The 26,152-nt window shown below is 67.0% G+C and carries 18 protein-coding genes; 3 read left to right on the top strand and 15 right to left on the bottom strand.

All coding sequences use genetic code 11. The features are described from left to right. Window positions 1–163: 163 nt before the first annotated feature. Entirely contained in the window at window positions 164–463 is a 300-nt protein-coding gene (locus tag CWT10_RS10590; protein WP_233188369.1) for a chorismate mutase, read from the top strand. On the opposite strand, the gene CWT10_RS10585 is transcribed toward CWT10_RS10590, so the two are convergent. From CWT10_RS10585 to valS, 7 genes are all read right to left on the bottom strand, one after another. Continuing rightward, window positions 432–1,073: an ATP-binding cassette domain-containing protein gene (locus tag CWT10_RS10585; RefSeq protein ID WP_158247696.1), complete on the bottom strand. Its 642-nt coding sequence runs from the start codon at window positions 1,071–1,073 to the stop codon at window positions 432–434. The two genes, CWT10_RS10590 and CWT10_RS10585, sit on opposite strands and share 32 nt — an antisense overlap. Then, window positions 1,066–3,024 carry a hypothetical protein gene (locus tag CWT10_RS10580; RefSeq protein ID WP_233188360.1) on the bottom strand — a complete coding sequence of 653 codons (1,959 nt, stop codon included), beginning with the start codon at window positions 3,022–3,024 and terminating at the stop codon, window positions 1,066–1,068. The genes CWT10_RS10585 and CWT10_RS10580 overlap by 8 nt, the downstream gene beginning before the upstream one ends. A gap of 97 nt (window positions 3,025–3,121) precedes the next feature. After that, window positions 3,122–3,532: a lactococcin 972 family bacteriocin gene (locus CWT10_RS18015; RefSeq protein ID WP_103064155.1), complete on the bottom strand. Its 411-nt coding sequence runs from the start codon at window positions 3,530–3,532 to the stop codon at window positions 3,122–3,124. Window positions 3,533–3,705: 173 nt separating this feature from the next. Next, complete coding sequence (locus tag CWT10_RS10570) at window positions 3,706–5,529, bottom strand: AMP-dependent synthetase/ligase (protein WP_103064195.1); 1,824 nt, start codon at window positions 5,527–5,529, stop codon at window positions 3,706–3,708. A 92-nt stretch (window positions 5,530–5,621) separates the two neighbouring features. After that, entirely contained in the window at window positions 5,622–7,424 is a 1,803-nt protein-coding gene (locus CWT10_RS10565) for an AMP-dependent synthetase/ligase (protein ID WP_233188370.1), read from the bottom strand. Between the two features lie 265 nt (window positions 7,425–7,689). Continuing rightward, complete coding sequence (locus tag CWT10_RS10560) at window positions 7,690–9,603, bottom strand: AMP-dependent synthetase/ligase (protein ID WP_103064157.1); 1,914 nt, start codon at window positions 9,601–9,603, stop codon at window positions 7,690–7,692. A gap of 148 nt (window positions 9,604–9,751) precedes the next feature. Then, window positions 9,752–12,571 carry a valine--tRNA ligase gene (gene valS, locus CWT10_RS10555; protein ID WP_103064158.1) on the bottom strand — a complete coding sequence of 940 codons (2,820 nt, stop codon included), beginning with the start codon at window positions 12,569–12,571 and terminating at the stop codon, window positions 9,752–9,754. A 260-nt stretch (window positions 12,572–12,831) separates the two neighbouring features. Here valS and CWT10_RS10550 point away from each other — a divergent pair, with 260 nt between their 5' ends. After that, window positions 12,832–13,407, top strand: coding sequence for a hypothetical protein (locus tag CWT10_RS10550; RefSeq protein WP_103064159.1), 576 nt, complete (start codon window positions 12,832–12,834; stop codon window positions 13,405–13,407). Here the strand turns inward: CWT10_RS10550 and CWT10_RS10545 are convergent. The 3 genes from CWT10_RS10545 to CWT10_RS10535 all read right to left on the bottom strand — a co-directional run bounded on the left by CWT10_RS10545 (window position 13,404) and on the right by CWT10_RS10535 (window position 17,242). Next, a complete protein-coding gene (locus tag CWT10_RS10545) occupies window positions 13,404–14,081 on the bottom strand; it encodes a YveK family protein (RefSeq protein WP_103064160.1) in 678 nt (225 codons plus the stop codon). The two genes, CWT10_RS10550 and CWT10_RS10545, sit on opposite strands and share 4 nt — an antisense overlap. A gap of 72 nt (window positions 14,082–14,153) precedes the next feature. Further along, window positions 14,154–15,341, bottom strand: coding sequence for a DegT/DnrJ/EryC1/StrS family aminotransferase (locus tag CWT10_RS10540; RefSeq protein WP_103064161.1), 1,188 nt, complete (start codon window positions 15,339–15,341; stop codon window positions 14,154–14,156). Then, window positions 15,338–17,242, bottom strand: a complete 1,905-nt coding sequence (locus CWT10_RS10535; RefSeq protein WP_103064162.1) for a polysaccharide biosynthesis protein — start codon at window positions 17,240–17,242, stop codon at window positions 15,338–15,340. Before CWT10_RS10535 ends, CWT10_RS10540 begins: the two co-directional genes overlap by 4 nt. A gap of 279 nt (window positions 17,243–17,521) precedes the next feature. On the opposite strand from CWT10_RS10535, the gene CWT10_RS10530 reads away from it, so the two are divergent. Beyond that, entirely contained in the window at window positions 17,522–18,952 is a 1,431-nt protein-coding gene (locus tag CWT10_RS10530) for a lipopolysaccharide biosynthesis protein (RefSeq protein WP_103064163.1), read from the top strand. A gap of 104 nt (window positions 18,953–19,056) precedes the next feature. On the opposite strand, the gene CWT10_RS10525 is transcribed toward CWT10_RS10530, so the two are convergent. The 5 genes from CWT10_RS10525 to proC form a co-directional block, all read right to left on the bottom strand. Further along, window positions 19,057–20,616 (bottom strand): O-antigen polysaccharide polymerase Wzy family protein, encoded by a 1,560-nt coding sequence (locus CWT10_RS10525; RefSeq protein ID WP_103064164.1) that lies wholly within the window; start codon window positions 20,614–20,616, stop codon window positions 19,057–19,059. Then, window positions 20,613–21,899 (bottom strand): glycosyltransferase, encoded by a 1,287-nt coding sequence (locus tag CWT10_RS17680; protein ID WP_103064165.1) that lies wholly within the window; start codon window positions 21,897–21,899, stop codon window positions 20,613–20,615. Before CWT10_RS17680 ends, CWT10_RS10525 begins: the two co-directional genes overlap by 4 nt. After that, window positions 21,899–24,400 (bottom strand): ATP-grasp domain-containing protein, encoded by a 2,502-nt coding sequence (locus CWT10_RS10515; protein ID WP_158247697.1) that lies wholly within the window; start codon window positions 24,398–24,400, stop codon window positions 21,899–21,901. Before CWT10_RS10515 ends, CWT10_RS17680 begins: the two co-directional genes overlap by 1 nt. Before the next feature lie 49 nt (window positions 24,401–24,449). After that, window positions 24,450–25,145 carry a sugar transferase gene (locus CWT10_RS10510; RefSeq protein ID WP_103064167.1) on the bottom strand — a complete coding sequence of 232 codons (696 nt, stop codon included), beginning with the start codon at window positions 25,143–25,145 and terminating at the stop codon, window positions 24,450–24,452. A 161-nt stretch (window positions 25,146–25,306) separates the two neighbouring features. Then, window positions 25,307–26,131, bottom strand: coding sequence for a pyrroline-5-carboxylate reductase (gene proC, locus CWT10_RS10505; RefSeq protein ID WP_103064196.1), 825 nt, complete (start codon window positions 26,129–26,131; stop codon window positions 25,307–25,309). Between the last annotated feature and the right edge of the window lie 21 nt (window positions 26,132–26,152).

The raw sequence follows: 26,152 nt of genomic DNA, 5'->3' as shown, positions 1-26,152 counted from the left end.
AAGGACACGAGGTTAAGGGATGTGGCGCGCCAGCACCGCATACAGCCCCATTTCAGTGGAAACCGATCTCGGCTCCGGCTGTATCGGCAAGGCTGTATCACACCCGAGCGTAGAGCTCGTCGATCTCCTTGGAGAAGCGCCCGATCGCCTCGTCCCGCCGCGGCTGGTCGCTTACCGTGCGACCATCGACAACCTTGATGCCGCCCTGATCCACCTGTTGGCGGAGCGTTTCCGTTGTACCCGGCAGGTGGGCTGGCTCAAGGCGGACCTGCACCTGCCGCCCTCGGACCCGGCTCGCGAGGAGCAGCAGGTGGCCCGGCTGCGGGCGCTGGCCGAGGAGGCGGGCCTGGACCCGGTGTTCGCGGAGAAGTTCTTCGCCTTCATCGTGGCCGAGGTGATCCGCCACCACGAGGCCATCCGGGACGGGGTTGTCAAAGGTCGACCCGATGATCCGCGCGCTTGATAATGCCGGGGTCGTGGGTGGCCACGAGAACTGCGGCCGACGCGTCATTCCACTCCTCCATTGCGTCGGTGACCAGCGAAGTCAACTCGTCGTCTGCTCCGGCGGTTGGTTCGTCAAGAATCACGAGGCGAGGTTCCTCCATGAGGAGCGTACGTGCGAGGGCCACGCGCATCCGTTCCCCACCGCTGAGTAGACCTGTGCGGCTACCGGCGATTTGAGTGATCCCCACTCTGTCCAGGGCCTCGGATGCTCGTGGTTTGCGCTGACGCCGGGGAAGTCCCAGAGCCCACGCGGCGTGCCGGAGCGTGGCGTCTACGGTCCACGAATCCTCTAGTAGGAGGTTCTGGGGTTGAAGGATGATCCTGGTGCGGTGTGCCCGCCTGATGTCGCGCGGGCTCATGTGGGTGGAGGCGACGCCGTCAATGGCAACAGTTCCCATGAAGTCGAGGTCGTACAGGCCCAGGCACCAGGCCGCGGTGGTCTTTCCGGACCCGTTGGGTCCGGTGAGTGCGGTGATGCTCCCTTCTGCGAGGGACAGGTCGAGGCTATCGATGAGAAGGCGCCCGCCTCTGGCAATGGTTAGACCTTCGGCGGTTAGTGTGTCAGTCATGGCGGGTGGGCCTCCTGCGGCGAAGACTGGCGGGGCGGGCGGTTTCATATCGGGCGCCGACGACGACAGCAGCGATGAGCGCGAGCGCGCATGCTGCCTGGGTGATGACTAGCTCATGAGTGGACTGGACCAGAAGCGGCCGGGCGAGGATGAGTAGTGGCACAGCAACGAGGATCATTGCAAAAAAGTGCTCGGTCAATCGGCGCTGACCCAGCAGGCGAGAGATCTCACGCCTGCGCCTGCGGGACTGTGACCAGGCGCGTGCCGCGATTCCCGTGCTGATGACGGCGCCGATGGCTGAGACTAGGAGAATGAGGGCGTGTAACGCCACCGTCCTTGTTGTCTGCTCCAACATGGCCGTGTTTCCGAAGCCCACCGTGTCGAGGCGGCCCACGAGGTCCTCTACCTGATGCTCGCGAAGATATTCGCGCATATCCGTCACGGATCGTTCGGTGAAGACCGCCGCTCCCTGAGTGATAGCGGAAACATAGTTATCGGGGGAGAAGAAACCGTCGGGGACGACCGCAATGAGGCAGTCGCTGGTACGAGTTCCCTCAGCGCTGAGGAAGTAGCTGATGGAGGGCAGGCGCGCGGGCAATGCGGTGCCGATATCCTCCTGGTCGCTTATGGCAACGGTGATATCGCCGCTACTTCCACCATACTGGGCATTGAAGCGTGCCTCCTGTTCTAGCGCCTGTGTAAGTGCGCTATCCTCATGCGCCAACATCCGGGCACGGTACAGGGCGACCTCGCCATCATTGACTGCGGGCAGCCCGTAGTGGGAGGCGGCCGTGTTGTTGAGATAGAGGGTGGGTGGACCGCTACCATCCGGAGTGGAATTATCGGGGATCGCCCAGGCGAGTAGTAGGCGGTGCTCTTTCTGTGCCTGCGTGACGAGAGAGGTCAATTGGGGTGTCTTGATGTTAAAAGTATGCTCGCTGACGGACCAGAGGCCGAGCGATGTAGCGTGAGGGAGGGACTGCTGGGCCTGCGCCTGATTTCGCATGGCCTGCGCTTGGAGTGTGTTGTTGATGAGAGTGGTGCTCGCGGTTGAGAATGACCACGTCATTATGATAGCGAGCACATAGGTGGTGAGGGCAACCCCGTGACGCGGATATGCCGCTGCGCCGGGTCGACGCAGAGACTCGGTGGAGACAATGGCCCAGCCAGCCACACTACCCATGAGGGTCGTTCCTAGTCCCGCCGCAGCGGACCAGACGATCAGCTCAGCGGTCATGCGATGGATGCTTAGAACCGCTGAGGAGTAGATGTCGTAAGCCACAATGAGGCCAACCAGTGCAAGGGGGAGTACTAGCCACCGGCATGCCATGAGGAGATTTCGTCTTAAGAGGTCGAGCGCCAGGTGCAGGTGGGAACTCCCCAATACCCGAGCATATCTGTACGGTTCCGTCTGATGGGCTGTGACGAGGGCGAGTACAAGCGCAAGGACCGCCTGTGCGAGGAGCAGACTGCGGCCCGGCTCGGACTCGACGACGGTCGATAATACCAAGCCTGGATCTAAAGTCTTGGATACGCTGATCTTCTGTCCCCACTGGGCTTCCATCCGGTTGATGAACCGGTTGACATTGTCGGCTGAGCCGATGGCGTACCACCCACCCAAGGCGTCCTGCTGAGTTGTGCTGCCGCTGTACACGATTGACTCTGACAGAAAGACTGACCCCAGTGGCGGGCGGATGTAGTCATCAGGCTTGTGGCCGATGATCTCGACAGAGGTCGTCGAAATTGGGGTGGAGTCGACGGATTCGTCGAACTCGGTGATGTGGCGAACTTGGGAGACCTCAACGCCTGTATGCTCGGCGACCTGTTCAACCTCTTCGGGCTGGACACCGGTCTCACTGATGATGACATAACCGCTTGTATCTGCGGGGAATTCGTAGAGAAGCGTCTGCGGGACTAGGAGGACCGTCGCCAGACACAGTGCGAGATTCAAGGCCCACGTGGCTCTGAGAAGGTTATTCATATACGTTTAACCGCTGCGGGCGACGTTATCGAGTGGAGTCGTCGCCCGCAGTCGAAGGTCGAGGGTCTCAACAGAACCAGTAGAAGGCCTCGTTGGTGCTGGGTGAGCGGCGAACCTGCGCGTTCGACCACTTGCCGGGTCCGGTTTTAGTGCTGCGCACGGTGATCGCCCCGTTGTAGGTTTGTACCGATGAGCCATGGCATCGTTTCGGATGATAGAACCGCGAATACACGATCGTCCCGGTTGTGCCGTACCTCCATATTCCACCGGCGACCCTCCTTTTGTAGGAGCCAACAATCCCGGTGGGTTGGATGAGTGCTGAATCAGGTGAGTTGTCAGTGATGACAACTGAACCGTGCTCAGTCGCGTCCTCGGGGATGGGACTTTCGGCCGCTGCGGCTGTAGGTGCAGCACTTAACCCGACGGCAAGTAGGAGAGCTGTGAGGAGAGCGGGAATTCTGTTCGCATACGAAGACATGGCCAACTCCAGTGTTGTGATGTTCTCGACGATAGTTTGGTTCGAGAAACCTGAGGTTGGTTAACCTTACCTGAAGGCTGATGCCTGATGTCTGCCCGTAGGTCACGAGTGTATCGCAGTTGAGAGTGATTATCGTGGGAGCTGATGCCGGTAGGATCTGGGACCCTGATGCTTCACAGCCGCCGATACAGCTCGTCGATCTCCTTGGAGAAGCGCTTGGTGGCCTCATCGCGCCGCAGCTTCAGCGAGGGCGTGAGCAGCCCGTTGTCAACGGTGAAGTCTCCCGGCAGTACTGTGAAGGTGCGGATCGATTCCGCCTTGGAGACCGCCTCATTGGCACGCCCCACCGCCCGTTCCAGGGCCGCGCGCACGCGCGGATCCCGGGTGGCGTCCACAGGGTCCATGTCCGGCAGCCCGTGGTTGGACAGCCACAGGGGCAGCATCTCCGCATCAAGCGTCACCAGGGCGCCGATGCACGGCCGATTGTCTCCGACCACCAGTACCTGGCTGACCAGCGGGTGCCCACGCAGTCGATCCTCCAGCACCGCGGGGGCCACGTTCTTGCCGCCGGCAGTGACGATCAACTCCTTCTTACGGCCGGTGATGTGCAGGAAGCCGTCCGCGTCCAGGGCTCCCACATCCCCGCTGCGCAGCCACCGCATGCCGCCTGCCGCGGCCCGATCCGCATCCGTGTGGGCCGACTCCGTCGCCTCAGGCTCGGCGACAAAAGCCTCGGCCGTGGCCTGCGGGTCGTTGTGATAGCAGCGGAAGGTGCCGATTCCACTGATCAGGACCTCGCCGTCGTCATCCAGCCGAATGGTGGTGCCCGGTAGGGGCACGCCCACCGAGCCGATCCGAGTGGCGGCCGGCAGATTCACGGTGCAGGGGGCGGAGGTCTCGGTGAGCCCGTAGCCCTCCAACACCGTTACGCCGGCACCGCGATAGAAGTGCCCCAGTCGCTCTCCCAGCGGGCCTCCGCCGGAGACGACGTGAGTCACACGGCCACCGAGCAGGTCGCGCAGGGTGGAGAACACCAGTCGGTCGAAGGCCGCCCGCTGGACGCGCAGTCCCCGGCTCGGCCCGGCCGGGGTGTCCAGGGCGCGGGAATAGGCGATCGCCGTCTTAGCGGCCAGCCGGAAGACCTTCTGCTTGGCGCCGGAAGCCCGCGCGTCGGCCGCGTTGTAGATCTTTTCGAACACGCGCGGCACCGCCGCCACGAAGGTGGGGCGGAAGGAGGCCAGGTCGGTAACCAGGTTCTTCACATTCGGTGCATGCCCAAGCACGCCTGCCGAGGAGCACACGATGGCCATCTCCACGAAGCGGCCCAGTACATGTGCCAGAGGGAGGAACAGCAGGGTGCGGGTCTCCGGCGCCTCCAGCACCTCCGGCACGTGGGCGCAGGCGTTGACGCACAGGTGCACCAGGTTGCCGTGGGTGAGTTCGGCACCCTTGGGGCGCCCGGTGGTGCCAGAGGTGTAGACGATGGTGGCCAGGTCGCTGCTGGTCAGGTGGGCTGTGCGCGCATCCAGCTCGGCCGGCCGCACCCCCTTCCCGGCGGTGATCAGCTCCGTGATGGCCTCCCTGGCCAGGCTCAGCACCTTCAGATCGGACAGAGCCTCATCCTGCTCAGCCAACCCTTGCAGCATCGTCTCCATGGGCCGGTCTTCCACAACCACTAGCCGCACGGCGGCGTCGGTCAGGATCCAGCGGGCCTGCTCCACCGAGGAGGTCTCGTAGATGGGCACGACGACGAGTCCCGCCTCCCAGGCGGCGAAGTCCAACAGGGTCCACTCGTAGCAGGTGTGGGCCATGATGCCCAGGGTGTCTCCTGGCTCCAAGCCAAGGGCGACCAGACCGCAGGCCACCTCCCGCACCTGATCACGGAAGGCCTGGGCGGACATGTCACGCCAGCGTCCGCCCACGGAGGACTTGCGCGCGATCAGTGGGCCGGAAGGCTGCCTGCGCACCCGCTCGGCCAGCGCCCACGGCGCCGTCATGCCCGTGTGCAGCGGCACCAGCAGCGGGGTCGACTGCTCGGTTGAGGCGGATGCAGCCGAATCCTGCGTGGCGGCGGCTGTGACTTCCTGGTTCACTCCTGGGGCCCCCTCTTGGTGGTGGAGTAGATGTCGGCGACAACTTCGGCGTAAGTCTCCATCACCAGGCTGCGCTTAACCTTCAGCGACGGAGTGAGAAGCCCGTTGGCCTCGGTGAAATCGGCTGTGAGCACCCGGTAGGTGCGAATGGACTCAGCGCGGGAGACCGCCCGGTTGGTGCGGGCCACGGCCCGGTCCAGTGCCGCCAACACCTGCGGGTGGGTGGAGGCCTCGACCACGTCCATCTGCGGCAGATTGTGGTTGGTCAGCCACTGCGGCAGCATCTCCTTGTCCAGAGTGACCAGGGCGGAGATGAAGGGCTCGCCGTCACCGATCACCAGTACCTGGCTGACCAGTGGGTGCCCGCGCAAGCGGTCCTCCAGGATGTTGGGGGCCACGTTCTTCCCGCCGGCAGTGACGATCAACTCCTTCTTACGCCCGGTGATCCGCACCCAGCCGTCCTCATCGACCGAGCCGATGTCCCCGGTACGGAACCAGCCGTCGTCGGTGAAGGCGGCGGCCGTCGCCTCGGGATTGTTGTGGTAGCGGGAGAACACGCCCAGTCCGGTGACTTCCAATTCACCGTCCTCGCCCACCCGTACCCGGTTGCCGCATACCGGCGGGCCCACGGTGCCGATCTTGTTCAAGATGTCCAGATTCACCGAGGTCGGGCCAATCGTCTCGGTCAGCCCGTAGCCCTCCAGGATTATCAGGCCTATACCCCGGTAGAAGTGGCCCAGACGTTCGCCCAGCGGCCCACCGCCGGAAATGGCGTAGCGGGCATTGGGGCCGAGCAGATCCCGGATGGTGCGGTAGACGAGTCGGTCGGCGACCGCATGGGCCGCCCGCAGCCTGCGTGAGGGACCGGCGGGGGTGTCCAGGGCCCGGGAATAGGCGATCGCCACCTTGGCCGCCCAGCGGAAGGTCCGCAGTTTCGCCCCCGACCCGGCCTTGGCGTCAGCGGCGTTGTAGATCTTCTCCATCACCCGCGGCACCGCCAGCACGTAGGAGGGGGCAAAGGCCTTCAGATCAGGCAGGAGGGTCTTGACATCGGGGGTGTGGCCCAGCACCCCGTTGCCGGCGATGGCCAGAATTTGCAGGAACCTGGCGTAGGAGTGTGCCAGCGGCAGGAACAGCAGCAGACGCGTATTGGGGGAGTTGAGCAGTTCCGGGATCCACCGCACTCCGTTCCAACCCAGTCCGGCGGCCTGCCGGTGAGTGATCTCCACGCCCTTGGGCTGCCCGGTGGTGCCGGAGGTGTAGATGATCGAGTAGACGTCCTCGCAGGTCAGCGCTGCGGAGCGGGCCTCAAGCTCCTCCCGGGGCACGCCCCGGCCGGCCTCGGTGAGGGTGGCGACGGCGTCATGATCCAGGGACAGCACCTTCACACTCGCGCCAATACGATCGGCGGCTCCGCGCACCAATTCGGCGAGCACGGCGGATTCGGTGACTACGAGCCGGATGTCGGCGTCGGCGATGATCCACTCGACCTGCTCGGCGGAGTCCGTCTCATATATCGGCACGGAAATCATTCCGGCACGGGCGATGGCCATGTCCAGCAGCGTCCACTCATAGGAGGTGTGGGCCATGATGCCCACCGATGCGCCGGCTTGCAGGCCAACGCCCACCAGGCCGGAGGCGACGCGGGCGACATCCTCACCGAAGGCGTGTGCCGTCACCTTGTCCCACGAATTGCCCAGCTGCGTCTTGCGCTCAATGAGGGTGGCGTCCGGGTTGCGGGCGATACGATCGGCCAGCAGCCAGGGAATGGTCCAGGTCTGCTCGGGCTCCTGAACCATGGGGCTGGCCGCGGCGCCGTCAATGACGCAGGGCGAGCCGGCCTCGGAGGGTACGCCGGTGGACATGAGGTTGGATGATCGTGGGGCCACCGCGACATTCTCGCAGGTCGGGAACCGGTTGCGTGCGAGATGGAGGCACCAAACCAACAATGAGTCTTAGAGGTTTCCTCTAAGCTGTGGTCTCGATCTCACCGCCACACCCGCCGCCTATCCGCCGCCTGAACCGTGGGCCCGCCCGGGGTACCGGGCGGGGGTAGGGACGGACTCACTGGGCCTGCACGCCAACCGGCCCGCCGTACAGGTCATCGATCTCGGCGGCGAAGCGCTCCAGGGCCGCACCGCGGCGCACCTTCAACGACGGCGTGAGCAAGCCGTTCGCCTCGGTGAATTCGGTGCTGAGCACCCGGATCTTACGGATCGACTCGGCACGGGAGACATGGGCGTTGGCACGTCGAACGGCCCGGTTCAATGCCGTCAGCACCTGGGGGTGGGTGGCCGCCTCGGAAACGGGCATCGGGTCCAGACCGTGGGTGCGCAGCCAAGCCGGCAGCATCTCGGCGTCGAGCGTGATCAGGGCGGACACGAATGGGCGCTGCTCGCCAACCACCACGACCTGGCTGATCAGCGGGTGGCCGCGCAAGGCGTCCTCCAGCGGAGCCGGGGAGACGTTCTTGCCGCCGGCGGTGACGATCACATCCTTGGCGCGGCCGGTGATGGTCACATAGCCGTCCCGGTCCAGGGAGCCCAAATCGCCGGTACGGAACCAGCCGTCGTCGGTGAAGGCGGCCGCAGTCGCGTCTGGGTCGTTGTGATAGCCCTGGAACACGGATGGTCCCTTGAGCAGGATCTCGCCGTCGGCGCCGATGCGCACCGCCATCGGCGGCAGAGGCGGGCCGACAGTGCCGATCTTCGACAGCCGCGGGGTGTTGACCGCGATCGGGCCGACCGTCTCGGTGAGCCCGTAGCCCTCCAGAACCGGGATGCCCAGGCCCCGGTAGAAGTGGGCCAACCGCGGGGACAGTGGGGCGCCGCCGGAGATGATCCAGTCGGCGTTGTCGCCCACCAGGGCGCGGATACGCTGATAGACGAGCCGGTCGGCCGCGGCCCGCTGGGCGCGCAAAGCGGGGGAGGGGCCGGCCGGGGTGTCCTGCGCGCGGGAGTAGTCCACAGCGACCTTCGCCGCCCAACGGAAGATCCGCCGGGCGTGGCCGCTGGCCGCCCGGGCGTCGGCCGAGTTGTAGATCTTCTCCAGCACCCGGGGCACCACCAGCAGGTAGGAGGGGCGGAAGGAGGCCAGATCCGACAACAGGTTCTTGGTGTCGGGAACATGCCCCATGATGCCCTCCCCGGAGATCTGGAAGACCTCCAGGAAGCGAGCAAAGACGTGGGCCAGCGGCAAAAACAACAGCAGGCGCGAGTCTCGCCCCATGGCGATCTCCGGCATCCACAGGTGGGCATTGGAGCACAGATCGGTGAAGTTGCCATGCGACAACACCGTCCCCTTGGGGGAACCGGTGGTGCCGGAGGTGTAGACGATGGTGGCGATGGAGGCGGTGGTCAACGATTCGGCGCGCGCGGTCACCCGCTCGCGTTGCACGCCGTGTCCTGCCTCAGTGATCATGTGTAGGGCGCCGGTGTCAAGGGAGAGCACTTCCACTTCCCGGCGATCCAGCGAAGCGGCCGCGGCGCGCACCAGTTCAGCGGTGGTGATGGATTCGGTGACCACTAGGGCGGCCTGGGAGTCGGCCAGCACGAAAGCGATCTGCTCGGTCGAGCTGGTCTCGTAGATGGGCACGGGCACCAGTGCTGCCGTCCAGCAGGCAAAGTCCAACAGGGTCCACTCATACCGGGTGCGCGACATGATCGCCACCCGCGCCCCCGGCTGAAGCCCCATGCCGATCAGGCCGGCGGCGACGGACAGCACTTCGTCGTAGAACGCCTGCGCGGTTACCGTCTGCCAGGCCTGGCCGATCTCCTGCTTGCGGGCGATCAGCGGGCGGTGGGCGGAGCGTCGCACCCGGTCTCGCAGCATGGAGGCAATGGTGGTGCGTTCGTCAATGCGGATGAGGGTGGGGGCCTGCCACTCCAGTGCGCCCACTGGCCGACCACCTGGAGGGGCGACGTCGGGCGGTGCTGCTTGGGTGAAGGTCTCTGCGGAATCCGCGGAGGTGGAGGTCATGATGCTCTTCTTCCTAGGCCGACACGGGTGGCCGGCCCGGGACGGGACCGGTGCGCCCCGGCCCGGGTGATGCAGTCCTCACCATACCGCCTATCCTCTCCCCATACCCATAGTCTCGTGACTACCGCACCCGGCAGGAGGAGCCGGTTCAGCCCCGCTTGGCGGGCTTGGCCGGGGGCTCCCCGAGCTCGACCGCGACCACCCGCATCGGGGCGCCCTCACCGGAGGCGGGGGACAGCACGAGTGGGCCGGTGACCTTGGCGGCCTCAACCAGGTCGGCGCGCACCAGTTCAATGTCGGCGGTAACGTACTCGGACACCACCAGCTGTACCGACAGGATCGGCGTCTTCTGACTGGTCTTGGCCTCCGATTTCACCTTGCGCAGGGCCGCCAGGGCGGCCCCGGCGTGGGTGACGAGCTCGGCGTCGGCGTCACCGGTGGCCTCGCGCAGCGGCGCGGCCTCGGGCCAGGCAGCCCGGTGCACAGATCCGCTGCGGTACCAGCTCCACACCTCCTCGGCGGCGAAGGGCAGGAAAGGTGCGAACAGGCGCACGAAGGTGTCCACGGCAATGGCCAGAGTGGTGCGGGCGCTGCGCACCGCGGCCGGGTCGTGGGAGGCGCCGAAGTCGTTGGCGCGGTCCTTGACCAGCTCGATGTAGTCATCGCAGAAGGTCCAGAACAGTGACTCGGTGACCTCCAGGGCCCGGGAGTGCTCTAAGCCCTCAAAGGCGGTGGTGGCCGCGTCCACCACATCTGCCAGCGCCGCCAGCAGCGCCCGGTCGATGGGCTCGGTCACCTCGGCCGCGTTCAGGCTCGGGGCGGGGGCGGCCGCCTTGGCGGCCGCGTCTGCGTCCCAGGGGATGCCCATGGACAGGGCGAACTTGGAGGCGTTCAGCAGCTTGATGGCCAGGCGACGCCCGATCTTGATCTGCGTCTCCTCGAAGGCAGCGTCCAGGCCCAGCCGGGCGGAGGCCGCCCAGTAGCGCACGGCGTCCGAGCCGTACTTCTCCAGCAGGCCCATGGGGGTGACCACATTGCCCTTGGACTTGGACATCTTCTTGTGGTCGGAGTCCAGGATCCAGCCCGACAGTCCCGCGTTGGCCCACGGCAGGGCGCCGAACTCCAGGTTGGCGCGCACCACCGAGGTGAACAGCCAGGTGCGGATGATGTCCTGGCCCTGGGGGCGCAGGTCCATGGGGTAGACGCGCGCGAACAGGTCCGCGTCCGTCAGCCAGCCTGAGGCCAGCTGCGGGGACAGGGAGGAGGTGGCCCAGGTGTCCATGATGTCCAGCTCGCCCACGAAACCGCCGGGCTTGCCGCGCTGTTCCTCGGTGTAGCCGGCGGGCACGTCGCTGGAGGGGTCCACCGGCAGGGCGGACTCGTCGGGGGTGATCACGGCGTCGTAGTCGACCTCGCCGTCCTCACCCACCCGGTACCACAGCGGGAAGGGCACGCCGAAGAAGCGCTGGCGGGAGATCAGCCAGTCGTTGTTCAGACCCCCCACCCAGTTCTCGTAGCGCACCCGCATGAAGTCGGGGTAGAAGTTCAGTTCCTTCCCGCGCTCAAGCAGCTCGTCGGCCAGGTCTGCGCCGGAGGCGGGGTTGGTCCAGGCCTTACCGCCGTTGCGGATGTACCACTGGCGGGAGGTGACGATCTCCAGCGGCTTGTCGCCCTTCTCGAAGAAGTTGGTCTGGCGTACCGTCTTGGTGGGCTCCCCGCGCATCTCCCCGGAGGCGGACAGCGCCTCCACCATCACCTGACGGGCCGAGTAGGTGGTCTTACCCGCCATCTCGGCGTAAGCCTGGCGGCCGGTCTCGGTGGTGATCCAGTCCGGCGTCTCGGTCTCGATGCGCCCGTCCTTGCGCAGGATGGCGCGCAGCGGCAGGTTCAGGTCGCGCCACCAGTCGATGTCGGTGGTGTCACCGAAGGTGCAGCACATGGCGATGCCGGCGCCCTTGTCCATCTCCGCCTCCGGATGCGGCAGCACAGGAACCTCCACCCCGAATACGGGGGAGGCCACCGTAGAGCCGAACAGCGGCTGGTAGCGCTCGTCGTCGGGGTGGGCCACCAGGGCCACGCAGGCGGCTAGCAGCTCAGGCCGGGTGGTCTCGATGCACACGTCGGCGGTGCCGTTCGGACCGGCCTCAATGGGGGCGCCCGCCGCGGCGGCGGTGGCGGCGGCCTCGGGGTCGACGACGTGGAAGGCCAGGCGGTGGTAGAAGCCTGGGTACTCGCGCGACTCGATCTCAGCCTGGGCGACGGCGGTGCCGAATGTCACATCCCATAGGCCCGGCGCCTGCGCCTGGTAGGCCTCACCGCGTTCCAGGTTGCGCAGGAAGGCGGTCTGGGCGACCTTGCGGGCGCGCTCACCGATGGTCTGGTAGGTCTGCTTCCAGTCCACGCTCAGCCCCAGGCGACGCCACAGGGCCTCGAACTGGGCCTCGTCCAGGGCGGTCAGGCGCTCGCACAGCTCCACGAAGTTGCGCCGTGAGATCGGCACCTGATCCCGGGCCTTGATCGACTTACCCTCACCACCGGTGTGCGGGGGGGTGAAGTCCGGGTCATAGGGCAGGGCCGGGTCGCAGCGGACCCCGAAGTAGTTCTGCACCCGCCGCTCGGTGGGCAGGCCGTTGTCGTCCCAGCCCATGGGGTAGAACACGGCCTTGCCGCGCATGCGTTGGAAGCGGGCCAGAGTGTCGGTGTGGGTGTAGGAGAATACGTGCCCCACATGCAGGGAACCGGAGACGGTCGGCGGCGGGGTGTCGATGGAGAAGACCTCGTGGCGCTCGGCGCCACGGTCGAAGGCGTAGACGCCGTCGCGATCCCAGCGCTCCTCCCAGGTCTCCTCCAGCCCGTCGGTGCTGACCCTTTCGGGCACACGCGGGGAGTGAAGCTCGGAGGGAAGGAAACGGCCCTCAGCCGGGGCGGCGGGGGTGGGCGCAGCGGACTGGGCGACGGACTCAGACATGGCTCCGATTCTGTCACGGCCCGCGGGCCCGCCCGCAGCTGGAGGGGCCGATGCGTATGTGAGGTGGACAACCGGGCATGACGCCTCCATTGCGGCAACGCGTCAACACCGACTCAGCACGGCGTCAGATGGCTTCGCGGGCTTGCGGGCTCAGCGAAGGATGGCAGCATCTTCCCGCCGAGCCGGACGGTGCTCCGACCGGCTGATATCAATTGACAACAAGGAAACGGTCAAACCGATTGGGAAATGGGAAAGGACTGATGGGGCCCTACAACATGGCGAGTCCGGTGATCGAGGCCGGGGATGAGGAATCGACTCGGGCGTCCGCGCCCTCAACGCGTGCCCCCTACGAACTGAAGCTGGACATGACCGCGCGAGTGCGCGGGGCGGGAACTTTTAACGTGCTGTGGCCCGGCGGCGAACTGGCCACACGCTCCAGTCAGGCGGTGGTGATGGAGGCGGCGGGACTGCTGCGTCGTCTCGGAGTGGACGTGCGGATACGAATGGGATCCGCCCCGCAGGCCGGGCAATGGGCTGACACGGTGCTGGTGATCGACGACGGCGGGCGCGAGCCGGGGTCCCTGGAGGCGGACCTGGAGACTGCGGTCGCCCTGGGAGAACAGGTGGTGCTGTGCACCTGCGCCCCCGACGCCCTGTCCACCGAACGACTGTGCGGATTGCGCGCTCAGGTGCGAGTGCTGTCGCCTGCCGACGCATCGCTGCTGGCAGCCACCTGGTTGGCCTTGGCGGGGCATGAGAGTCAGGGCCCCGACGCAGTCGGCGATCCGAATGACGACCCCGCCCAGGGTGGCACAGTCGACCGGGTGAGTTCTTAACCGGCGCCGGTCGCCGCGGTTCCCGGCTGGGAACGCGAGTCGGTACGTGAACGGGCCGTAGGTGACTGCGCCCTCGGTGAGCGGCCGGTCCGGCGAGTGGCCAGTAGGAAGGCCACCACCAGGCCGGACATGACGCCGCAGACGGCGCCTGCGGCGGCGTAGCGGAAGGTGGAGGGCGACTGGGTGACCGCCCCCACTTGCGCCGAGCTGAGCAGCTTCAGAGCCACGGGGTAGTCGCCACCGGCCAGCGACCCCAGGTCGTTAGAGGCATGAGCCACCACGGCGTCGGCCACCGCGATCGCATCCTGACGCTCAGGTGCGGACACCCGGATCTCGATCGCCGGGGAGCCGGTCACCCGCGACGCCGAGATCCAGGAGGCCACTTCCGTCGGGGACTGCGTCAGGCCCAGCTCCTCAATCACATCCTGGGCCACCGCCGGCGAGGTGATTACCGGCAGGAAGCCGTCGGTGGCGGCGTTGGCGACGGTGGCGGCGTAGGAGTAGCCGGTCATGCCCTCCTCCGGATCCACATCCACCTGCACGTAGGCCACTGAGCCGGCGGTGTAAACCGGTGGCGTGGTCGCGGCGAGCACGCCACCGGCCGCTCCGCCTACCACGCCCAAGGCGACGATCCAGGCCAGGCCTCGGCGCACGAGGGTCATCAGTTCCTGCATTGCTTTCAGATCCTTTGTTCGGGGCGGCCTGTCCGCTGACGCCGATCAGATGGTGGAGGTCGAATGCCGTGCCTAAGCACGCCGCAGCGCGGACGCCAATGCCCCGCACACCTGCTTCACGTCCGCGTCGCTGAGTGCCAGATGCAGGGGCAGGGTCAGCTCCTTGGCGTAGAAGTCGTAGGCGTTGGGGAAGTCGGCGATGTCAAAGCCGAGCTTGCGGTAGGCGGTCAGCAGCGGCAATGGCTTGTAGTGGACGTTGGCCGACACCCCTGCCGCATACAGGTCCTGGATGATCCAATTGCGTTCGGACACCTCCGCAACCGGCAGTGCGGCGATCGCCAAGTGCCCGGAGGAGACCACCCCCTCGCCGTCGTGCGGGAGCAGTTTCACACCCGTGCCGGCCAAATGCTCGGCGTAACCGGCAAGCAGCTCCCGGCGCCGTTCCAGGCTCTGGGCGTAGCGGTCCAGCTGGGACAGCCCCAAGGCGGCCAGTGTGTCTGGCATGTTGCACTTGTAGGCGGGGGCAATCACGTCATACTCCCAGGATGATCCCTGGGACTTGGCTAGGGCATCCTTAGTCTGCCCGTGCAGCGAGTAGGTGCGAACCCAGTGGACGAGTGCCTCACGGTCGGTAGGCAGATCGGAACGCCAGGTCAGCGCCCCGCCCTCCGCCGTCGTCAAGTTCTTCACGGCGTGGAAGGAGAACGCGGTCAGGTCCGCCAAGGAGCCTGCGGGCGTCTGCCCCAGCGATGCGCCCAGCGAGTGCGCCGAGTCCGAGATGATCACCGGACGGCCCAGCGAGGCGCCCAGCCCGGAATCGATCCGGCCGCGCCCGTCCAGCAGGTCGGCGAGCGGGCGGGAGTCGAAGGGGATCCCGGCCAGGTCCACGGTAATCACCGCACGTGTGCGATCAGTCACGGCGGCGGCGATACGTTCGACTCCGGGGAAGGGGGTGCCCGGTTCGGAGTCGACCATGACGATCTTCGCGCCCACGTGATCAATCACGGAGGCCGACGCCGTGTAGGTGTAAGCGGGCACCACCACCTCATCGCCCGGTCCAACGCCGGCGGCGCGCAGTGCCAACTCCAGGGCGGCGGTCGCGGAACTGAGCGCCACCGCCTCGGTGGTGCCGGCCCACTGGGTCAGCCGCTCCTCGAAGCGGCGGCCAACCGGGCCGGAGGTGATCCAGCCGGAGCGCAACACCTCCACCACCGTACTGATGTCTTCCTCGGTGAGGGTGGGCGGGGAGAAGGGGATCATCGCAGCGCCTCCGCGGAGTCGGGGACCTGGACGGCGTCGACGTCCACGTCGGCGGGCGCATCAGAAACCGGGGCGGTGGAGGCCACCACCGAGGCGCGGTCGGTGTCGAGACCGGCCAGTGGATCCTCTCCCACCGCCCAGGCATGGAGCTCCTCAATCTCCTGCAACGACTGCTGAGTGACCCGTACGTGGCTGACAAGCGGGTGGAAGGGGCGTTCACCGTGCTCGGAGCGCCCGACCAGCTCCTCGGAGAGCTTCTCTCCCGGTCGCAGACCGGTGAACTCGATGTCGACCTCCTTGCCGGACTGGGCGATCAGTCGGCGGGCGACATCGACGATTCTCACCGGCTCGCCCATATCCAGGACCATGGTGTCGCCCGGGCGGCCAAAGGACCCGGCTTGCAGCACCAGCTCGCAAGCCTCCGGGATGGTCATGAAGAAGCGCTCCACATCCGGGTGAGTGACCGTGACCGGCCCTCCCTCCTCGATCTGGCGCTTGAAGGTCCACAGCATGGAGCCGCGGGACCCCAGAACATTGCCGAAACGCACCGAGACGAAGCGTCGACCGCACTGCCTGGCGGTCGCCGTCGTCATGCGCTCGGCGGCCAGCTTGGTGCGGCCGAGCACCGAAGTGGGGTCGGCCGCCTTGTCGGTGGAGATGTTGACCAGGGTCTGTACGTCGTACTTCAGCGCCAGCTCGAGCACGTTGCGTGAGCCCAACGCATTAGTCTTCCAACCCTCCTCCGGATACATCTCCAGCATCGGCAGGTGCTTGAGCGCCGCCGCGTGGAAGACCACCTCCGGGCGATGCTCGGCGAAGACGGAATCCAGCGCAGCACGGTCACGGATGTCACACAGCACCATATCTCGGGTATCGAGCAGGCCCTTGCCGTAGATGTCCAGCTGCACGGAATGCAGGGCCGACTCGTCGCGGTCCAGCAGCACCAGCTCCCTGGGGCCGAAGCGATGAATCTGGCGGGCGAGCTCCGAACCGATCGAGCCGCCGGCACCAGTGACCAGGACGGTGCGTCCGGACAGATAGCTGGCGATCTGAGAGACATCGGTGTGGATCTCGCGGCGTCCGAGCACCTCCGCCAGGTCGATCTCCCGAATGTCGGAGATCTGCAAGGCGCGGCGCGCCAGCTGGCGGACGGGCACGATGGTCATCACACGGATGCCGTGCTCGGCGCAGCTGGTGGTCACCGCCTTGAGGCGGTCGGCGGGGAAGTCGGCCACGGCGATCACCACCGTGGCGGCCGAGGCGTCGGCGCAAACGTCAATGAGATCGTCCACGGTGCCGCGCACCGGCACCCCCAGGATCCGCAGGTTGCGTTTGGCCGGATCGTCGTCAACCAGGCCCACAGGGTTGAAGGGCGAGGCGGCGTCGAACTTGGTCAGGTAAATGATCTGCTGCCCCACCCGGCCCGCGCCGACGACGATCATGCGGTCCTGACCACGGGCGACGCGCCGGTAGTACTGGGAGGCCTGGTAGGTGGTCACCAGTCGTACCGCGAAGCGGGCCGTAAGCGCGGCCAGCAGCGCCAGGGCGACGACGGCGGCGAGCGTGAGCGTGCGCAGGGGGCTGCCGGTGGCGGCGGCCCAGACTGCAGCCACGCCCAGCATCACCAGCGCGGATACGGCGAACTGCGTGGCGATGGCAGCGGTCTCATCGAATGAGCCCACGTGGTAGCGACGCCGGTAGGTCAGCAGCCACAGGTAGCCCAGGCACAGGCTGACGGCGCTGCCCACGGCGGCACAGGCCAGGACGGTCAGGGCGGCGGAGGAGGCGAAGGCGTCACCGTGCAGCTGGCAAGCCAGGAAGGCCCCCAGCAGCCAGAACACGGTGTCGATGACGGGTAGTAGTAGCGCTTGTCTTTCAGGGGCGGATGTATTCGGTCGCATGATTGGTCACGTATCTCTTGGCTGGAGACCGACCCAGGACTCAGGGCGGCACCCCCGCGCCCGCCGCAACGTCGAACGCGTAGAAGAGACTCTGACGCGGCTTCAACGTCAAGAATGCGGAACGAGGGCCAATGACATTTAAGACGCAAAACCGGCGCGGGTCAAACACCAACCGTTTGACGAGCACGGTGCGTGCAGGCCAGCATGGGGCAGGTCATCGCAGACTGGCGCCCTGAATCCGTCTGCGCCCCGCCGCGATGACACGTGAGGAGAATCTCTGTGTCCACCGCCTCCCCCACCGGCCGCAGCCTGACCCGGGGCCTGCCCTGGGTCCTGGTTGGCAACATCCTGTACATGCTCTCCGCGGCGTTGCTGACGCTCGTGCTGCCGCGGATCATCTCCGTGGCCGACTATGGACTGTGGCAGTTGTACCAGCTGTACGTCATGTACTTCGGCTACGTGACCTTCGGCTACACCGACGGCGTGTACCTGCGCCTGGGCGGTAAGCGTTGGGCGGACATGCCCAAACGGCGCCTGTCCGCGGGTTTGATCCGGCTGTTCGCTCTGGACCTGGCCGCCTGTGTCGGCCTGGCGGTATGGGTGTGGGCCCGCGCCCCGGAGCAGCAGCGGGCGCTGATTCTGGTGCTGGCGGGGGCGGGGGCACTGTTCTACGTGCCGCGCACGCTGGTGACCGTGGTCCTGCAGATCGCCGGCCGGGCGCGGGCCTTCGCGCTGGGCACAGTGGCGGAGCGGCTGGTGACATTCATCGGCGTCGGTGGCGCCCTGCTGGTGGGTGTGCGCGAAGTCATCGTGTTCATCATCTTTGACGCGCTGGGCAAGGCCCTGGGCCTGGTGATCGCGGTGCTCATAGCCCGCGGTGTGTTTCTGAGCCGCCCGGACCTTAGCTGGCAGGCCACCCGGGAGTTCTTAGCCGACTGCGGGGCGGGCATGTTTGTGCTGGTGTCCAACCTGGCCGCCGCCCTGATCACCTTCGTGGTGCGCTGGGCGGTTGAGGATCACTGGGGCATCGAGATGTTCGCCCAGGTGTCCCTGGCCTTTCAGTTCACCACCATGTTCATGGTCCTGGTCAACTCCGTGTCGATCTCGGTGTACCCGCATCTGAGCAATCTGGATCGTGGACGCTACGCCGAGGCCTACGCCGCCCTGCGCTCGCGGTTCGTCACTCCGCTGGTGCTCATGCTCGGGCTCTACTTCCCATTGGCGTGGGCGTTGCGGGCATGGCTGCCCAACTACGCGCAGGCGATCTTCTTCCTGGCCCTGCTGTTCCCTCTGAGCGTGTATGAGACCAAGAGTCGCGGACTGTCGGTGGTGTTCTTGAAGGTGATGCGGCGGGAACGGCTGATGGCCGTGATCAACGTGGCCTGCTTGGGGCTGGCGGTGGTGGGTACCTGGTGGACGGTTTACCTGTGGGGGTCGGCGACGGCGGCCGTGTTCCTGATCGCCGTGGTCTCAGCGGTCCGGTCGATCGCCTCGGAAGTATTGATAAACCGGCTCATTGAAGTGCCCATCCTCCTGGACACCCTCACCGAGCTGCTGGTATGCGCCGTCTTCCTGGCGGCAGTGGCTGCAGGCGGGCCCCCGCCAGCGCTGGTGGCGGTTTACGCGACCCTGGCCCTGTACGGGTATGTGCATCGGCATGCGTTGCCGGGGTTCGCGCCCCGGCGGCGGGGCAGGCATGTCGCCGACTGATGAGCACTTGGCAAGGGATGCGTCAAGGTACCGCTGTGCGCGCCGAAGGTGAAGGGCGCGTCATGTCGACCGAACTCGATGGTTACGTCGACCGAACTCGATGGTTACGTCGACCGAACTCGATGGGTGTGCGGGTGGCGGGCTGAGTCCGCCTCGCGCAGGAGCGCCGCGGCCAGTGACAGTATCGACACGGCTGCGAGTGCCACCACCACGCTGGGAGTCAGCCAGGTGCTCAGGAAGCCAGTCGCGCTGCCGCGCGGCGCCCACAGCACGACGGGCACGATCATCAGGCGCAAGCCGTTGCTCAGCGGCCGGCCCTTAACCAGGTGGCACGCCCAGACGCATAGGGCGCCGTACACGGCCCCTCCCACCAGCACGCCCGCATAGCCGTAGTCGTAGAACAGCTCGGCGATGAATGAGGAGCCGGTGCCGCGCCCGCTTAGGTATTGCGGACCCAGCAGGGTGTAGGCGAAGGCGTGGGTGAAGGAGCCGCCGTGCAAGGCGTGCTCCACGGTGTTGCCGTGATAGACCTGGTATCCCAGCAGCCGAGCTAGCAGCCCGGAATGCAGGAACTCTCCCATGTACCAGTCCCTGGGTATGAAGTCGGCGTAGGCATAGGCGTTGCGCACCACTGTTGAGCTCACGCCCTGCCCGTACAACAGTTGCAGGATCGGATTGCGGCCGTCGGTGTCGGAGGCGACCGCGCCGACGCCACGCGCCGACTCCACGGCCGCCAGCACGGCGGCCATCAGCGGCACGGCAATGGCTCCGACGATCCGGCCCGTTGTGCCTATGCGCCAGGCGCCCGGAGGATCCTGGCGCGAGCGCACGATCCAGTAGGCGAGGATGATGACCACGCCGCCGACGAAGGTGCCACGCTGCCCGGTCAACAGGCTCAGAACCAGATAGGCCGCCCAACCGGTGGCGGCGGCCGTCACCTGGCGGCGGGGTGGGAACAGACCCAGATAGATCGTCAGCATCAGTGGCAGCATGATCTCGATGCGCCGCAGCCCGTACAGCGAGCCGGAGGCATCCTCCAGATCGGAGAAATCCGTGTAATAGGACAGGTAGCCATTGGCCAGCACGTAGCGGGCCCGTAGCGCCACCGATATCAGGGACAGGGCCAGTGTGACCCAGAACAGACAGCGCACGATCGATGGATCGGCCAGGACAGTGCCGCCGGGCCTGGCGGCAGCGGCGTAGCCGTGCCCCGTCTCCTCTGATGGCATGTGCGGACGGCGCCTGCGGGCCTGCAGCGCGCTCACGGCGCTGGCGCCGGCGACGATACCGAGCAGACTCAGCGCCAGGCACAGCTGCAGGTGCTCGGTCTGGCCCGGCGGCGCCTGGCTGGTTTCGTAGCGGAAGAAGTCGATCGTGATCTCCCGCCCGAGCAGCAGTACGAAGAAGGACATCAGGAAAGCCGCCAGGATGGTGCGTTCCACCAGGCGGGCGGCGGCGAATAGCACCGCGTTCAGCCACAGCAATAGGATGAGTGTCCAGGACGGCGACGCCTGGGTGAACAGGGCCAAGGCCACCACTGCGAGGTTGCAAAGGGCGCCTACAAGCCCCAGTCCGGGCACAGACCCACCCGGCAAGGTGAGGTAGGGGCGACGGTGGCGAGGACCGCCGACCGCCGTGCGCGCCCCCGCTCGGCCAGGACTCATGCCCGCCCCTTGCGCCGGGCGGATCGCAGGGGTGCCCCCTCATCCGGCAGGCCGGCCAGTTCCCCGGCGAAGTCGGTGTACAGTGCGCGCGCGTCACAGTTGTCCTCCCAGGTGCGGCGAGCACCTGAGCGCAGCGCCGCATAGGCGCCCTCATCCAGTCCGGCGATCTTCTCAATGGCGCCGCGCACCTGTTCCGGTGTCGGATCAGCTGGCAGCAGTATTCCGTTGACACCGGTGCGTACCAGTTCTCCAGTGCCGCCCACGTCGGTGGCGATCACCGGAATGCCCGCCGACAGCGCCTCCATAATGGATACCGGCACCCCCTCGGAGGCGGAGACATTGACCAGCAGGTGACGGGGGGAGAGCACGTACTCCTCGACCAGGTCGGTATTGCGTACGAAGCCCCGCCAGGTAAGCGTCACATTCTCACCCAGCTTCTGGGCGGCGCGGGCATCGATCTGCTCATGCAGCTCTCCCTCCCCGAAGTGATCCCACTGGATCGGCAGGGAAGTACCGGCGAGCGCGTCGACGAGCAGGTCCAGCCGCTTGACGGGCACGATCGTCGAGCAGGACACGATCCGCAGCGCCTCCCGGCGTGGCGGGACCGCGGCAGGGACGCCGTGATCGGTGGTTCCCAGGCGGGAGACCACCGCCTTGCCCACCGCCTCCGGGTGCCGGTCCAGCAGGTAGCGCAGCCCGTGGTCGGCCACCAGGTAGATGCGGTCCAGGTCGGCCACCGTCTGCGTCCGCAGCGGCAGATAGCCGCGGGGGGAGTACTCCTCGTACAGGTCGGCGCGGTGGGCGCGTGCCACGGAGGCGGTGCGCCGGAAGCGGCGGCGCAGCCGGGCGGCCATGTAGGGCTGGTAGGCGAAGCGGTAGGAGTAGAAGACCACCTCATCGTCCGGCTCGGCACCGGCCTTATTCAGCAGGCGGCGTATCTGGGCGGCCTCATGGTGGGCGCGGCTGAGGAAGATGAACAGGGTCACCACCTGCCCAGGGGCGAGTCGGCGTCGGCGGGCCAGATCGCGCAACTCCCGGTACAGGTTGGGATCCCCCAGAACCCGGAAGGAGCCCAGCAGATAGAACAGGCGTGAGCGGAAGGGGATTGGATGCGCCCTCACCCCGTCCGGCAGCTCACGTACGTTACCGCGGTGCTCCTCGCGCACCGACAGCGACATGATGTCCACCCGGTCGAATCCCCGCAGGTACTCCAGCTCGGTGGACAGGAAGGGCTCCCAGTTGCCGTAGGGGAAGGCATTGGCCAGGATCACAAGTCGCTTCATCACGCCTCCTCAAGGTTGAACTCGACCTGGGAGGCGATCTGTTGCGCCCGGCGACGGCACTGCTCCAGGTCCGCTCCGCGCACCACCACCTGCCCGAGGCAGTCGTTGGAAGAGGTGAAGCCATCGATCCGGTCACCCGGGCCGCGGAACAGGCTCAGGTCCACCGCCCACTCGGGCAGGTCGGCGGGAACCGTCACGGCGGTCACGACGCCGTGGGCGTCGGGGTCGGTGAGCATCATTCCCAGGGCGGCGCCGGACCAGGGCGCGCGTCGCGCCCAGGCGCCGACCACATCCAGGTCCAGGGCCTCGCGGGCCACCAACTCGTAGTAGTTCACACCGTGCACGGCGCTCATCAGTTCCGGCAGGCCATTGGCCCCGGCCCGGGCGGTCAACTCGATTACGTAGACCTTCCCGTCGCAGGCCATCAGGTCGATATTGACGGCGCAGTTGTCCAGTCCCAAGGCCCGCACCGCGGCACCGATCACCTGACGGGCCTGCGCCTCCAGTTCGGCGTCGTCGGCCGGCACATGATGACCGACGGGGATGGGCAGTCCACCATCCGCCAGATCATCGCCATGAACGGTGATGTGGAGGAGCTCGCCGTCGTGCACCAGTGCCTGCGCGCCGAACTCACGTCCATCCAGGAAACGCTCGACGATTACCGTGCCGTGGCGGCTGAGGTCGCGGGCGCGGTGCAGTGCCTCACGGGCCTGGGCGGGCGAGGACACCTTGAACACCCCCGAGGAGCCCTGCAGGTCGGCGGCCTTGACCATGGCCGGCAGGCCAACCTCGTCCAGGGCGGCGGCAAGGTCATCCGGGGAGGTCAGTTCACGGAAGGGGGCGGTGGGCACCTCGCACTGGGCAAGCCGGCGCTTCATGGCCGACTTGTCCATACACAGTCGGGCACGGGCACGGTCGATGCCACGCAGATCCAGCTCCTCGACAACCGCGCCCAGGGCCTCCAAGCCCGTATCCAAACAGCTGGTGGCCACGGCGTCGACGCCGACCCGACGCGCCTGCCGGGCCACCTCATCCGGGTCGAGCAGATCCACGTCGATGGCCTCGTCCGCCTCCTTCAGCCCCGGGGGCGATCCGGCCGTGAGGCTGGCGACCACCGCGGTGGCACCCAGCCGCTTTACGGCACGGATCAGCCCGAGCTGACCGCGTCCCGCACCGATAATCAGGACCCGGCGACCCTGCGCGGGCAGGCCGGAGCGCCCAGCCGGGCGAGGAGCGGGAGCGGCCTGGTCGACCTCAATGGTGATCAGGTCGCGGGCCTGCTCGCAGGCGGTGATGGCGCTGGCGCGGTCGGGACCGGAGGCCACCACAACGCCCAGCCGGTCCGTGCTGGAGTGCAGCGGGGTGATCGTCTCTCCCGGCTGTGCGAGGGTGATGACGGCGTCGACGCCCTCTACGCCCCGTGCCCGGTCCAAGCCGTGGAAGGCGCGCAGCACGCCCTCGGGGGCGGTTAGGAAGCGGATGGCTGCGGCCCGCCCGGATGACGGCGGCACCTCGATCCTGTCACCACATGCCTGTCGCAACACCAGTCCAAGAAAGTCGATGCCGGTGGAGCCGGGCACTACATGGGAGGAGACGAAATCACCGGCCATCCGGCAGCCGAATTCGATTAGCACCGGTCCGGCGTCGGTGAGCATCATCTCCACATGTGCGGGCCCCAGGTGCATGTCCACCGCGGCCAGACACCGAGCCACCAGGCCGTGGGCTGCGGCCAGGGTGTCGGCGTCCAGATCGGCGGGCTGGGTGTGACCGGTCTCGATGAAGTGGGGGCTGCCGGTGGTGTCCTTATCGGTGGTGGCCAGGACGTGGTACACGTCGTTAACGCACAGCACCTCGCAACTTATCTCCCGCCCCACCAGTAACTCCTCGACGATGACAGCGGACTCCTGGGAGGGCGCCAGGGCGTAGTCCAATGCCCCCGGAAGATCGGCCTCGGTGTTCACCTGCACCACGCCGCGTGAGCCCGAGGAGTCCAGCGGCTTGACGATGCACGGCAGCCCCAATTGGGCCACAGCCGCCCGCAATTCGTCCAAGTCGGAGGCCAGGGCGAAGCGGGGGTGGGGGATGCCGGCTTGGGCGACGGCCTGCAACATGAGTGCCTTGTCCGTGCAGGCGGCCGCCGTCTCGGGGGACACCGCAGGCAGACCGTGAGCCCGGGCGACAGCGGCGATCGCCCGCACCGGTCGGTCGGTGCCGACCGAGGTGACTCCGGCCAGTTCACGGTCACGAGTCAGGGCCAGCAGACCGTCTACGTCGGTGGTGGACACGGAGGCGAACTCGTCGGCCAGGACCGCTCCGGGCACATTCGGGTTGGCATCGACTACCAAGGTGCGCATGCCCAAGCGGCGGGCCGCTCGGATCATGGGCACCTGGAGGGCGGATCCACCCAGGATCAGCACCGGCGGGCGGTTGGCGTCGGCGTCCCGGTTGGTAACGGCGTCGGTGACCGGGACGGTGGCGGAGGGGGATTCAGGGGAGGTCATGGATCTGAGTCTCCTGTCAGTGACTGTTTCGAGGTTCCGCGCCGGCCGCCTATCGGGACGCGGGTGCAGCGGGCTGCTGCGGGGACGAGGACTGTGAACCGCCCTCCCGGGTCGAGGAGTAGACCGATCTGCCCGTAAGAACCGTCTGGATGGTCTTGAGCACAATGCGCACATCCAGGCCGAAGGACAGGTGGTCGACGTAGTAGCAGTCGGCCGCGTAACGCTCGGGCAGGGTGGTGGAGTTGCGGTAGAAGGCCTGGTTGTAGCCGGTGATGCCCGGCCTGACCGTCAGTCGCCGCCGTTCGTCCGCCCCCATGCGGTCCAGCGGCTTGGTAGCCAGATTGGGGCGCGGCCCGATCAGGCTCATGGTGCCGTTCAAGACGTTGAGGAACTGGGGAACCTCGTCTATGGAGGTGGAGCGCAGCACGCGGCCCACCCGGGTGACACGGGCATCGGTGCGGGACGCGACGGAGGAGGAATCGGCGTTGCGGATATCCGGCGCCCCCACTGACATGGACCGGAACTTGAAGATGCGGAAGGGACGGCCGTGGCGGCCCCACCGCTCCTGCCGGTAGAAGACGGGACCGCCGTCGTCCAGCTTGATGGCGGCCCCGACGCCGAGGGTCAGCGCACCCAGAACCGGCATGACCGCGATGGCAGCGGTCACATCCAGGGCGCGTTTGCCGTAGCGCGCGTAGAAGGTCTGCGGATGTTTCCAGGTGATCAGGGTCGCCTGGTCTGCCATGGGTATTCCCCTTTCAATGGCTTCACCGGGGCAGCAGTTGAGTGGTGTCAGGACCGCCGGGTTGGGTGTTGTCAGAAGTGATTGTTGGTAACGGTCAGGAATCAAGTACGTCTACAGCCTAGCCGGTCGGGCGGGCGCGTGCACGGTGGGGGACTGAGAGATTAAGCGCTCAGCTCCCGGTCCCGGGCGATGATCGCCTCGACGCCCGCGATTACGGCGGGAGAGAAGCCCGCGCGTTCCAATGCCACCAGCCCGGCCACGGTGGTTCCGCCGGGGGAGCAGACGGCGTCGATCAGATCGGCGGGGGTGCGGCCGCGTTCGCCGTCGGCTTGGGCCATCTGCGCCGCCTGCACCGTCAGCGCCGCGCCGAGCACGGCCTGGGTGATGATCTCGACGGCCTGCGCCTTGGGGATGCCGGCCGCTACTCCGCCACGCGCCAGGGCCTCGATGAACTGGAACACGAAGGCGGGGGAGGAGCCCGCCAGGGCGGTGAAGGCGGAGAAGTCCCTCTCCGCCAGCACCTGGGTGCGGCCCACGGCTACCATCAAGGCGCGGGCCGCATCCAGGTCGGCCTGGGTGGCCGATGCACCTGCGGTCAGGGCGGTCATGGAGCGGCCCACGGCGGCTGCCATATTCGGCATGGCCCGCACCACCCGGACGCCCGGCGGCAGTAACTCCCCCAGGCGCTGGGTGCTCACTCCCGCAGCGATCGAGAGCACCAGGGGAAGGCGCTGGGACAGCACGCTGGACAACGAGGTCAGCACCGTCGGCACCACATGCGGCTTGACCGCGAGCACCACCACATCGCTGGCCTCCACCAGTTCGGCCGCCTCCATCTGGCGCGCCCCGGTAGCCCGGGCCAGCCGGTCCGCCGAGTCGTGGGCGCTGGTGACCAGGATGGAGGCGGCAGGCATCCCCGCAGTAATGGCTCCCCGCACGATCGCGCCGGCCATATTGCCCGCACCGATGAATCCGTAGACCGTCATGCCCCCAGAGTAGTCCGCAGG

This window comes from Actinomyces qiguomingii (assembly GCF_004102025.1).
Taxonomy (GTDB): Bacteria; Actinomycetota; Actinomycetes; order Actinomycetales; family Actinomycetaceae; genus Actinomyces; species Actinomyces qiguomingii.
Note: the sequence above shows the minus strand (reverse complement) of the source record. Positions and strands in the feature narration are given on the sequence as shown.

What these genes read in the sequence shown, in the direction of transcription:
- CWT10_RS10585 (WP_158247696.1), bottom strand. Translation starts at nt 1,073, where the DNA reads ATGACTGACACACTAACCGCCGAAGGTCTAACCATTGCCAGAGGCGGG.
- CWT10_RS18015 (WP_103064155.1), bottom strand. Translation starts at nt 3,532, where the DNA reads ATGTCTTCGTATGCGAACAGAATTCCCGCTCTCCTCACAGCTCTCCTA.
- CWT10_RS10570 (WP_103064195.1), bottom strand. Translation starts at nt 5,529, where the DNA reads ATGACGGCGCCGTGGGCGCTGGCCGAGCGGGTGCGCAGGCAGCCTTCC.
- CWT10_RS10565 (WP_233188370.1), bottom strand. Translation starts at nt 7,424, where the DNA reads ATGGTTCAGGAGCCCGAGCAGACCTGGACCATTCCCTGGCTGCTGGCC.
- CWT10_RS10560 (WP_103064157.1), bottom strand. Translation starts at nt 9,603, where the DNA reads ATGACCTCCACCTCCGCGGATTCCGCAGAGACCTTCACCCAAGCAGCA.
- valS (WP_103064158.1), bottom strand. Translation starts at nt 12,571, where the DNA reads ATGTCTGAGTCCGTCGCCCAGTCCGCTGCGCCCACCCCCGCCGCCCCG.
- CWT10_RS10550 (WP_103064159.1), top strand. Translation starts at nt 12,832, where the DNA reads ATGGGGCCCTACAACATGGCGAGTCCGGTGATCGAGGCCGGGGATGAG.
- CWT10_RS10545 (WP_103064160.1), bottom strand. Translation starts at nt 14,081, where the DNA reads ATGCAGGAACTGATGACCCTCGTGCGCCGAGGCCTGGCCTGGATCGTC.
- CWT10_RS10540 (WP_103064161.1), bottom strand. Translation starts at nt 15,341, where the DNA reads ATGATCCCCTTCTCCCCGCCCACCCTCACCGAGGAAGACATCAGTACG.
- CWT10_RS10535 (WP_103064162.1), bottom strand. Translation starts at nt 17,242, where the DNA reads ATGCGACCGAATACATCCGCCCCTGAAAGACAAGCGCTACTACTACCC.
- CWT10_RS10525 (WP_103064164.1), bottom strand. Translation starts at nt 20,616, where the DNA reads ATGAGTCCTGGCCGAGCGGGGGCGCGCACGGCGGTCGGCGGTCCTCGC.
- CWT10_RS17680 (WP_103064165.1), bottom strand. Translation starts at nt 21,899, where the DNA reads ATGAAGCGACTTGTGATCCTGGCCAATGCCTTCCCCTACGGCAACTGG.
- CWT10_RS10515 (WP_158247697.1), bottom strand. Translation starts at nt 24,400, where the DNA reads ATGACCTCCCCTGAATCCCCCTCCGCCACCGTCCCGGTCACCGACGCC.
- CWT10_RS10510 (WP_103064167.1), bottom strand. Translation starts at nt 25,145, where the DNA reads ATGGCAGACCAGGCGACCCTGATCACCTGGAAACATCCGCAGACCTTC.
- proC (WP_103064196.1), bottom strand. Translation starts at nt 26,131, where the DNA reads ATGACGGTCTACGGATTCATCGGTGCGGGCAATATGGCCGGCGCGATC.